The organism is Phenylobacterium sp. (assembly GCF_030697305.1).
GTDB lineage: Bacteria > Pseudomonadota > Alphaproteobacteria > Caulobacterales > Caulobacteraceae > Phenylobacterium.
This window is the reverse complement of record NZ_JAUYQL010000055.1, coordinates 21,414-31,039: the sequence shown is the minus strand read 5'-3', so window position 1 is coordinate 31,039 and position 9,626 is coordinate 21,414. Positions and strand designations below refer to the sequence as shown.

At 67.7% G+C, this 9,626-nt stretch carries 9 protein-coding genes; 3 read left to right on the top strand and 6 right to left on the bottom strand.

What is annotated here, in order from left to right; genetic code table 11:
- Nucleotides 1-1,795, top strand: a 1,795-nt coding sequence (locus Q8R27_RS06275) for a TonB-dependent receptor (RefSeq protein WP_305698204.1), incomplete at its 5' end; no start/stop codon positions are given.
- 72 nt (nt 1,796-1,867) lie between these two features.
- Nucleotides 1,868-2,899 carry a retroviral-like aspartic protease family protein gene (locus Q8R27_RS06270; protein ID WP_305698203.1) on the top strand — a complete coding sequence of 344 codons (1,032 nt, stop codon included), beginning with the start codon at nt 1,868-1,870 and terminating at the stop codon, nt 2,897-2,899.
- Here the strand turns inward: Q8R27_RS06270 and sppA are convergent.
- The 5 genes from sppA to Q8R27_RS06245 all read right to left on the bottom strand — a co-directional run bounded on the left by sppA (nt 2,896) and on the right by Q8R27_RS06245 (nt 8,035).
- Nucleotides 2,896-4,677, bottom strand: coding sequence for a signal peptide peptidase SppA (gene sppA, locus Q8R27_RS06265; RefSeq protein WP_305698202.1), 1,782 nt, complete (start codon nt 4,675-4,677; stop codon nt 2,896-2,898). The genes Q8R27_RS06270 and sppA overlap by 4 nt on opposite strands.
- A gap of 100 nt (nt 4,678-4,777) precedes the next feature.
- Entirely contained in the window at nt 4,778-5,002 is a 225-nt protein-coding gene (locus tag Q8R27_RS06260; RefSeq protein ID WP_305698201.1) for a hypothetical protein, read from the bottom strand.
- 84 nt (nt 5,003-5,086) lie between these two features.
- Nucleotides 5,087-5,248, bottom strand: coding sequence for a hypothetical protein (locus Q8R27_RS06255; protein WP_305698200.1), 162 nt, complete (start codon nt 5,246-5,248; stop codon nt 5,087-5,089).
- Between the two features lie 82 nt (nt 5,249-5,330).
- A complete protein-coding gene (locus Q8R27_RS06250) occupies nt 5,331-6,065 on the bottom strand; it encodes a copper resistance protein B (RefSeq protein ID WP_305698206.1) in 735 nt (244 codons plus the stop codon).
- Nucleotides 6,066-6,070: 5 nt separating this feature from the next.
- Nucleotides 6,071-8,035: a copper resistance system multicopper oxidase gene (locus Q8R27_RS06245; protein WP_305698199.1), complete on the bottom strand. Its 1,965-nt coding sequence runs from the start codon at nt 8,033-8,035 to the stop codon at nt 6,071-6,073.
- Between the two features lie 178 nt (nt 8,036-8,213).
- On the opposite strand from Q8R27_RS06245, the gene Q8R27_RS06240 reads away from it, so the two are divergent.
- The gene (locus Q8R27_RS06240; protein WP_305698198.1) at nt 8,214-9,119 is read left to right on the top strand and encodes an MBL fold metallo-hydrolase; all 906 of its coding nucleotides are present in this window, start codon (nt 8,214-8,216) and stop codon (nt 9,117-9,119) included.
- Nucleotides 9,120-9,125: 6 nt separating this feature from the next.
- Here Q8R27_RS06240 and Q8R27_RS06235 read toward each other — a convergent pair whose 3' ends face one another.
- Entirely contained in the window at nt 9,126-9,626 is a 501-nt protein-coding gene (locus tag Q8R27_RS06235) for a hypothetical protein (RefSeq protein WP_305698197.1), read from the bottom strand.

The following is a 9,626-nucleotide window of genomic DNA, read 5'->3' as shown; positions in this document are numbered from 1 at the left end:
CAACGAACCCTTCCAGATGCGCACCCGCACGCTGGAGATCGGCCTGCGCCAGGAAAACTACGAGAACACCGTCACCCAGTACCTCGCCGGCCTGCGCATGCCGATCGGCGACACCGGGTGGCGCGTCGAGGGTTATGTCTCCGAGGGCCGCACCAAGATCATCAACACCCAGAGCGGCAACGTCGATCTGGTGAAGCTGGAACAGCTGCTTTCGGCGGCGGACGGCGGCAACGCACTGTGTGCGGGCGGTTTCAACCCGTTCGGGGCGAATCCGCTCTCGGCCGCCTGCCGCACCTTCCTACGGGTAGACCTGCAGCCGACCCGCGACCTGATCCAGCAGATCGGCCAGGTCTACGCCTCGGGCGACGTGATGGACCTGCCCGCCGGCCCGCTGTCAGTGGTGGTCGGCGCCGAGTATCGCAACATCGAATCCAAGGCGAACCCGGGCTCGGGCGCGGAGAACATCTCCGGCTTCACCCTGGAGGATCCGGAAGACGGCACCAGCAGCTTCAAGGACTTCTTCGGCGAAGCGCTGATCCCGCTGGTCAAGGACGCGCCGTTCGCCAAGACCCTCGAACTGAACCTCGGCTACCGCTATTCGTTGGCCGAATTCGCCGACAAGCTGACCGGTTTCAAGTCCGATGAGGACAGTTCCTCGTCATTCAAGGCCGAGATCAACTGGCAGCCGGTCGACATCCTGCGGTTCCGGGCTTCGTACCAGCGGGCGGTGCGCGCACCGAACTTCGAGGAACTGTTCGCCGGCGGCAACGACGCTCCCCAGTATTTCGACCCGTGCTCCAAGGGCGGCGTGCTCCGCTCGGGCGGTTCGGCGGCGCAGGTCGCGGCGCTGTGCGGCGCGACCGGGGTCGGCGACGTAGCCGGGTACGTGCAAACGCCGGGCTCGCAGCTCACCGCCTACCTTGCGGGCAACAACCAGCTCGAATCTGAGCGTGGCGACACGATCACCATTGGCGCCGTCTTCTCGACGCCCTGGGAAAACCAGTGGACGGAGCGCCTGCGCGGTTCGATCGACTACTACAACATCAAGGTGAAGGACGCGATCCTGCGGCCGCAGATCAACCGGATCGTCGCCGACTGCTTCAACTACTACGGCAACAACCCGACCTTCTCGCCGACCTATGTGGCGTGTAATCAGACCCTGATCCGCGGTGGCGGCGATATCCTGCAGCTCGACAACAGGTATCCAGGCGGAATCTACGACCCGGTCAATGATGCATACCCGTTCCAGTTCACTAACCAGGGCCGCATCGAGACCAGCGGCATCGATTTCCAGGTCGACTATGGCTTCGACTGGGAATGGCTGGGCCTGTCGCCGAGCTGGGGCGGAGTGAAGGCCAACGTGATCATCAGCAAGTTGTTCGAATACAAGTCGAAGAGCCTCTCCAGCCTGCCGCTGCTCGATACGGCCGGTACGGTCTCCTACTTCGGCGCGGGCCTGGGCCAGAGCTTCCCGGAATGGCGCGTGACCGGCACCGCGGCCTGGACCTTCGGCGACTTCGACGTGCTTGGCCGCACCCGCTACATCGGCAAGATGGACAACCGCCTGAGCGTCGAGTTCCCGGGCGAAACGTTCGGCGGCACCAAGGGCGTCTGGTACACCGACGTGTCGGCCGGCTGGAAGGCCACCGACACAGTCGAGGTGCGGCTGGGCGTCAACAACGCCTTCGACAAGAAGCCGCCGCAATACTCGCCGAATGTGCAGTCGGGCACTGATCCGTCCGTGTTCGACGTTGTCGGGCGTCGGGTGTTTGCTCAACTGCGCCTTCGCTTCTAGGGGCGAGATGGGGCAAGGAAAGGGGCGGCGGAGAAATCCGCCGCCCCTTTTTCTTGGCCTGGAGGCCTGCGTTTGACGCGGCTGTGGGACAGGCGCCGTACGGTGCTGGCGCTGGGCGCCTCGATGGCGGGCGCGGCCTGCGCAAGCCCTCGGGATGGGCGCCGCGTGCTGGTCAATCTGGCGGGACTGCAACCGCCGACGCCACCGCCGTCCGACGGCGCGGTGCTGGCCGCCGAGGCCGACACCGCGCGACGGATGACCGCGCCGGTGTTCCTCAATGGCGCCGGTCCCTACGCCTTCGTGGTCGACACCGGCGCCAATCGCTCGGTGCTGGCCGCCGAGGTCGCCGCGCGGATCGGCGCGCCGGGCGCTGGCGACGCTGAGATCCACGGGATCGCCGGCGCTGAACCGGCCCCCTTAGCCCTGATCAACCGTCTGAGCGTCGGCGCGGTCAGCTCGAGGCGCGTGCGCATGCCGCTGCTGGCCCAGTCGCGCCTGGGGGCCCAAGGCCTGCTGGGGGTCGACGTGCTCCGCAATCGCCGCGTCGAACTGGACTTCGAGCATAACGAACTGCGCATCGACGACTCCCGCCGTCCGGTTCTCCCGCCCATCGTCGCGCCGGCGGGCGGGCGGATCCCGGTGACCGAGGACGCCGGCGTGGTCACCGTCGCGGCCCGCCAGCGGTTCGGCCAGCTGATCATCATCGACGCCGACGTGGGCGGCCAGCCGGTCACCGCCTTTCTCGATTCAGGCTCGCAGAACACCGTGGGAAATCTGGCGCTGCGGCGCGCGGTGGTGAGCGCAGACCCCGGCCGTCCGGTTCAGAGCATCGAAGTCATGTTGGTCAGCGCCACCGGCCAGTCGGCGCGGGGCGAACTTTCGCCGCTGCCGGCGTTGCGCATGGGCGGCCTGAGGATCGGCGGCCTGTCGGCGGTGTTCGCCGACCTGCACGTGTTCAGGATCTGGGACCTGGAGGAACAGCCGGCGATCCTGATCGGCGTCGACATCCTGCGCCATTTCCGCTCCGTGGCGCTGGACTTCGGCAGGCGCACGGTGACCTTCCGCGCCGGCCGGGCTCTGAACCCGGCCGCCGCAGGGCCCTAGCGGACCGGGATCGGCGCCAGCACCAGCGCCCCCTGGCTGCGCATCCGCGCGCTGGCCAGCTCGTCCATCACCGCCTGGGCCTTGGGGTCGCCCATGACCCAGGCCGCGGCCGCGAGGGTGCGCATTGAGGTCGCCGAGACCCCCAGCGCCTGTTGCAGGGCCTCCAGCGGCGAGGCGCTCGGCGACATGCGCTTCAGATGCGGCACGCCTTCCAGCTTGGCGAGTATCCTGGCCTGTTCGACTGCTTCGTAGAAACCGCCGACGTGGTCGACCAAGCCAAGTTCGTGCGCCTGGGCGCCAGTCCACACTCGACCCTTGGCGATCTCGCGCACCCGCTCGGGCGTCAACTTGCGACCCTCCGCGACGCGGGCGACGAAGTTGTCGTAGATGCGGTCCATCCACCCGGCGAAAGCGGCGCGATCGTCCGGCGTGAACGGCTTGCCCATGGAGAAGGCGTCGGCGTAGGCGCCGCCGACCTGGGTCTCGCGCACGTCGACGCCATAGCGGGCCAGGGCAGGGCCCAAAGCGAACTTGCCGCCGAACACCCCGATCGAACCGGTCAGCGTCGTCGGCTCCGCGACGATCGAGGTCGCCTCCGAGGCGATCCAGTAGCCGCCGGAGGCGCCATAGGTGCCCATGCTGACCACCACCGGCTTGCCGGCCGCCTTGGCCGCGCGCACGCCGGCCAGGATCTGTTCAGACGCGGTGTCCGATCCGCCGGGCGAATTCACCCGGAAGACGATGGCCTTCACGTCCTTGGCCTTGGCGGCATCGTAAAATGCTTCCGACACGTCGTCGGAATAGACCGTCGAGCCGCCCTGGAACGGATTGGCGCCGCCGTCGCGGCCGGTGACGATCGGCCCCTCGGCCTCGATCACGGCGATCGAGCCGACACTGCGGATGGCGTGGTCGCGCTCCTTGCGTGCGCGCTGATAGTCACCGAAATCGACCATCTCGGCGTCGTCGCCGGCTCTCTTCAGCAGGGCCTGTTCGGCCTCGCGGACCTGGCCCACCTTGTCGATCAAACCGTTGGCGCGCGCCTGCTCGGCGACATAAGGCCCGGCTTCGAGGTTGGCGCGCAGCGCCGCCGGCGCCTGCTTGCGGTCGCGGGCGGCGGAATTGATCGCGCTCTCATAGACCGACGTCATCCACGACAGTTGCGATTCCTTGTGCGCGGCCGTGTAGTCGTCATTCAGGTAGCCGTTGACCGCGTTCTTGTACTCGTAGCGCTGCTCGAAATCGGTGACGACGCCGTACTTGTCGAAGAACCGCTTCAGGAACACGTCCTCGGTGCTGATCCCGGTCGCCTGGAGCGCCGCGCCAGGCTGCATCCACAGTTCGTCGGCGGAGGCGCCCAGCATGTAGGTCATCAGCGCCATCGCGCTCGGATAGACGCCCTGGCTGTGGGCGAACACCGGCTTGCCGGCGGCCCGCAACCGCAGGAACGCCAGCCGCAGCTCATCGGCCGCGCCGGGCTCCATCCCGCCCTCGGGCAGGCGCACCAGCACCCCGCGCACCCGTCCATCGGTCTCCGCGCGCTTCAGCGCCTCGATCACCGACATCACCGAAAGCGACCGCCGCCCCAGGCTGACCAGCGGATTGCCGGGGTCCTGGTCGGTGATGGTCTCGCGCAGGTCGAGTTGCAGCACGGCATGAGCTGGCAGCGGCGCCGGCCCGGCCGCTCCGGCGGCCATCGCCACCAGCACGAACGGAATGCCGATCATGAATATCACCAGGCCTGCGAAGACGCCGGCCATCGTGATCAGAAAGTGCTTCATGGATCGGTCCCGCCCCATCGGCTCGAGGAGCACGCTATATCGGGCTTCGGGCGCTTCAAATGAAGCCCTGAGTTTCTCGGGCTAAATTCTGCGTCGTCGATCAGGCGGCGGGACGCTCGAAGCGATGCACGACGCGCGCGCCTTGCCATAGCTCCATGCCGTAATCGTGCGGGTGTTCGGCGGCGCGCGCGGTCGCTTCGGCGTCGTCAGCGCACTCCAGCACGGTCGCGCCGCGCACATGGCCCTCAGGGTCCAGCACGAACAATCGGTAGGTCGCCACTGATGAGGCCTCACCACTCAACCGCGCCTTGAACTGGCTGCTCAACGCATTTTTACGAAAGGTGAGGGCGGGACGGAAGTCTGTTCTTGTTGTGCAGCAAGCTATATTTGCGTCGACTTGGCGACATTGTCATCGCTGAGCGTCGCGGGAGGGTCCTGGGCGTGTGGTCATTGAGCGAATTTTTGCCTTCAGCTGTTCGAAGCCGAAGGGCTTGGTCATCATCTCCATGCCGTCGGCCAGGAACTTGCTTATCGGAGCCGCATCGCCGGTGTAGCCGCTGATCAGCAGCACCTTCGGGTCCGGCCGAACCGCCGGTCGGGCGCGGACTGCGCCTGCGGCGCCTCTGCTTCGGACGCGCCCGTTCGAAGGGGCCTCAGAACCAGGTGCGCAGCCCAAGCCGAACCAGCGTGTTGTCGCGGTCCTTGCCGGCTGCGCGCGCCGCATCGCCGGTGTCGCCCAGCAGCCGCTCGTAGGCCACCTCGACATAGGGCGCGAACTTCTTCGTCACCTCGTAGCGAAGTTGGGCGGCGATCTCGAGATCGGTGAACCCGCTCTTCACGCCGAGCTCCGGCACATCGCGCCCCTGAAGGTTCAGCTCGATCGACGGCTCCAGCACCACCTTCTGAGTGAACAGCAGGTCGAGGCTGTGCTTCAGGCGGAAGCTGGGGTCGCCATCCTCGCTGACGAAGGCGGTCGCCTCGGTCTCGAACTGGTAGGGCGACAGGCCCTGCACGCCGAGCGCCAGGTAGGTGGTCGAGGACGGTTCAAAATCATGCCGGGCGCCGACCTGCACGTCCCAGAATGTCGACACCTGGCGGCTGTACAGCGCCTGGACTTCGGCCTGCTCGACTTCGGAGTCGTGCACCTCGCCCTCGGATTTCAGCCACAGCTTGTTGCGGTCTCCGCCGATCCAGGCCTCGCCGTCCCAGGTGAACAGCGGGTCGCCGTCCAGCTCGGCCACATCGGCCTCGATGCGCGCCATGTGGAAGGTGCGCTGATGGTCCGCCATCGCCATGGCGGAGATGCCGCCGGCGTGCTGGTGTTCCTGGGCCGTGGCGGAAGACGCACAGGCCGCGCCGGCGGCCATCGCGGCGGCCGCCAAGATCATCCGCCTCACTGGGCGCCTCCGTGTCCGGCGTGGTCATGATGGTCGTGAGCGGCCGGTGGAGCGGCGGATGGGCCCATGGAGCCGTCCTCGCGGGCCACCACCACCTGCTGCATCATCCCCGCTTCCATGTGGTAGAGCAGGTGGCAGTGGAAAGCCCACTCGCCGAGTTCGTTGGCGGTGATCAGCACCGAGGCGGTGCGGCCCGGCGCCACGGTCACCACGTGCTTGTCCGGCAGCAGGTCCGCGGGCTGCCCATTCTCAAGCTGCATGAACATGCCGTGCAGGTGCATCGGGTGGGCCATCATCGTCTCGTTGATGAAGGTCATCCGCACCCGCTCGCCATAACGCAGGCGGATCGGCTGGTCCTCGCCGAAGGTCTTGCCGTTCAAGGTCCAGACGAAGCGTTCCATGTCGCCGCCGAGGCGCACGACGATCTCGCGGTCCGGCGGGCGGGAATCGGCGTTCGGCGTCAGGGCGCGCAGGTCGTTGTAGCTCAACACCCGCGATCCGGCCGGCGCGCCGTTCGCCCAGCCGAACACCCGGCCCGAGCCGTCCAGCGTGCCCTCGGGCGACAGCTCGCTCATGCCGTGGCCGGCGGTGGGCTTGCCCATGCCGTAGTCGATCTTTGGCAGCGCGGCGTCGCCCATCATCGCGGCGTGCTCTTCGGGCGTCATGTCCATCTCGCCGGCGCTCGGCGAGGCGGCCTGATGGTGGGCGTGGCCGCCGCCGCTCATGTCCATGCCGGCCATGTCGCCGCCAGACTGCGCGGCGGCCGAGGAGTCGGCGGCCTTGTCCTGCGCTGAGGGCGCGCCGTGGTGGTGGTGTTCCGGAGCGGGGGCCGCGCCGGGAACGGGAGCCGCGGCGGGCGCGCCGTGGTCGTGACCGCCGCTCATGTCCATGCCCGCCATCCCGCCCATCGTGCCCATCTCGGCCATGGTCAGGATCGCGCGCGGACGCATGGCAGGGATGGGGCCGCTGTCGCCGGCGCGCGTGGCCAGCGTCGCGCGGGCGTAGCCGCGTCGGTCGATGGATTCCGCGAAGATCGTGAACGCCTGGTCGGCCTTGGGCTCCACAACCACGTCGTAGGTCTCGGCGACCGAGATGCGCAGTTCATCGACGGTGACAGGGACCACGTCGCGGCCGTCGGCGGCCACAACGGTCATCTTCAGGCCCGGGATGCGGACGTCCAGGAAGGTCATCGCCGAGGAATTCACCAGCCGCAGCTTCACGCTCTGGCCGGGCGTGAACAGGAACGTCTCGTTGGCCTCCGCAGGCTTGCCGTTGGCCAGCAGGACATAGCCGCTGACGTCGGAAATGTCGGTGGGGTTCATCCGCATGCGGCCCCAGTTGGCGCGGTCGCGCCAGGCGGCCTGGAAGCCGAACTTGCCGGCGTCACGGAAGAAGTCGCCGACCGTGCGGCGGCCGGTGTTGTAGTAGCTGGGGTCGACCTTGAGGTTGCCCAGGATCCGTTCGGGGTCCTCGGCGCTGGATTCCGAGAACACCAGCACGTAGTCGCGATCGGTTTTCACCACTGGACCGTTGGGCGGGTCGACGACGATCGCACCGTAGTGGCCGGCCTGTTCCTGGGTCGCAGAGTGGGCGTGGTACCAATAGGTGCCGGCCTGCCGCAGCGGGAAGCTGTAGGTGTAGGTCTGGCCGGGCTTGATGCCGACAAAGCCGTTGAAGCCCGGGACGCCGTCTTCCTTGCTGTCGAGCAGAATGCCGTGCCAGTGCACCGACGAGGTGTCCTTGAGGTTGTTGGTCACCCGCACCGTCGCGGTCTCGCCCTCTCGAAAATGCAGGGTCGGGCCGGGAATCTGGCCGTTGACGGTGATCGCCGGGCCAGGCCGGCCGGCCGTGGTCACGGTCGCCGGAGCCAGCACCAGGTCATACTCCGCGGCCTGGGCTTCGGCCGCCGTGAACAGGGCGATGGCAGCGAGCAGCAGCCGTGGTCGGATCAGGCGGAACACTGTCTTCTCCCTCGAAGCCGGCGCGGGGGCGGGCATCTGCGTACTACGAATTCGACCGGCGCCGCAGAGGTTGAGTCGCGCGGCCAGGCGAACTTATCAGCGGCCTGACTTCAGATGAATTTCATTCGCATCACGCTGGAGCCATAAAGCTTTACGAAGCGGCATCAAGGACGGACGCATGGCGAACCTGGTCTGGCGTATTGGCGACATCACCGTCACCAAGATCGTCGAATTCGAATCGGCGGTCGCGGGCGGTGGCGTGAAGTCGGCGTTGCCGGAGAGCTATCCGGAGACCATCCAGGCGATCCCGTGGCTGTCGCCGCACTTCGCTACCGAGGAGGGTCACCTGCGGTTGAGCGTCCATGCCCTGCTGGTCGAAACGCCGGGGATGCGCCTGGTGGTCGACACCTGCGTGGGCAACGACAAGGTGCGCACAGTGCCCAACTGGAACATGCTGAGCACCGGCTTCCTCGCGGACATGGAGGCCGCCGGCTGGCCCGCCGATAGCGTCGACGGTGTGATCTGCACCCACCTGCACGTCGACCACGTCGGCTGGAACACCATGTGGCGGGACGGCCGCTGGGTCCCGACCTTCCCGAACGCGCGCTACTTCATGGGACGCGTCGAGTACGACCACTGGCGCAATGAAACCGAGAACGGGCCCACCCGCGACTACTCGCGTTTCGCCCAGGTGATGATGAACACCGAGGCGACCTTCCTGGACTCGGTGAAGCCGATCATGGATGCGGGGCTCGCCGAACTAGTGGAGAGCGACGCGCAGATCGCACCCGAGGTGCGGCTGACGCCGACGCCCGGCCACTCGCCGGGCCACGTCAGCGTAGTGCTGGAATCCCGCGGCGAGCGGGCGGTGATCACCGGCGACATGATGCACCACCCCTGTCAGATCGCCCATCCTCACTGGGCCTCTCAGTTCGACACCGACCCCGATGAATCGACCCGCACGCGACACGCATTCATGGCGGAGTTCGCCGACACCCCGACGCTGATCATCGGGACCCATTTCGCCGGTCCCACGGCCGGGCGGCTGGTGCGCAAGGACGGGGCCTTTCGCCTCGAGGTCTAGCCAGACCTATCTCCCGCCCGCGTCGCGGTAGGCGGCCTTGGCGCGGGCGAGGGCGGCGTCCAGCTTCGCCCGGCGCTTCGTGAACTCGGCCTCGACCGTCCGCGCCTCGCGCTCGAGCGCTGCGCGGCGGGCCTCGAGGGGCGCGCGTTCGGCAGCCTCCTGCGAGTCGAGCGCATCGACCGCCGCCTGCGCCGCATCGAGCGCTTTGCGGCTCGGCGCCTTGGCGCGTTTGGGCGCGGCTTTCAAAGCCGCCGCCCAGGTCTCCGCGCCTGCCGGGCCCGCGGCGAACGCGCCTTTCGATCCCTTGTCACGGCGCAACGGGACGCCCGGCGAGGCGGCGGCGGCCCGCTCCAGAACCGGATCCGCGACCAGTTTTGCGAAGCCCTGAGCGAACAGGTTCTGACGAACCCCAAAGGCGTCGAGGGCGGCCTTCTGGTTCGGCGCGGCGACGATCCATTCGTGCACACCGTCGATCTCAGCGGCGTAGGTCTTCAGTCGTGGAGCCAT

Excerpts from the sequence above, each read along its gene's own strand:
- sppA (WP_305698202.1), bottom strand. The coding sequence starts at position 4,677 with ATGAAGCACTTTCTGATCACGATGGCCGGCGTCTTCGCAGGCCTGGTG.
- Q8R27_RS06250 (WP_305698206.1), bottom strand. The coding sequence starts at position 6,065 with ATGATCTTGGCGGCCGCCGCGATGGCCGCCGGCGCGGCCTGTGCGTCT.
- Q8R27_RS06235 (WP_305698197.1), bottom strand. The coding sequence starts at position 9,626 with ATGGCTCCACGACTGAAGACCTACGCCGCTGAGATCGACGGTGTGCAC.
- Q8R27_RS06240 (WP_305698198.1), top strand. The coding sequence starts at position 8,214 with ATGGCGAACCTGGTCTGGCGTATTGGCGACATCACCGTCACCAAGATC.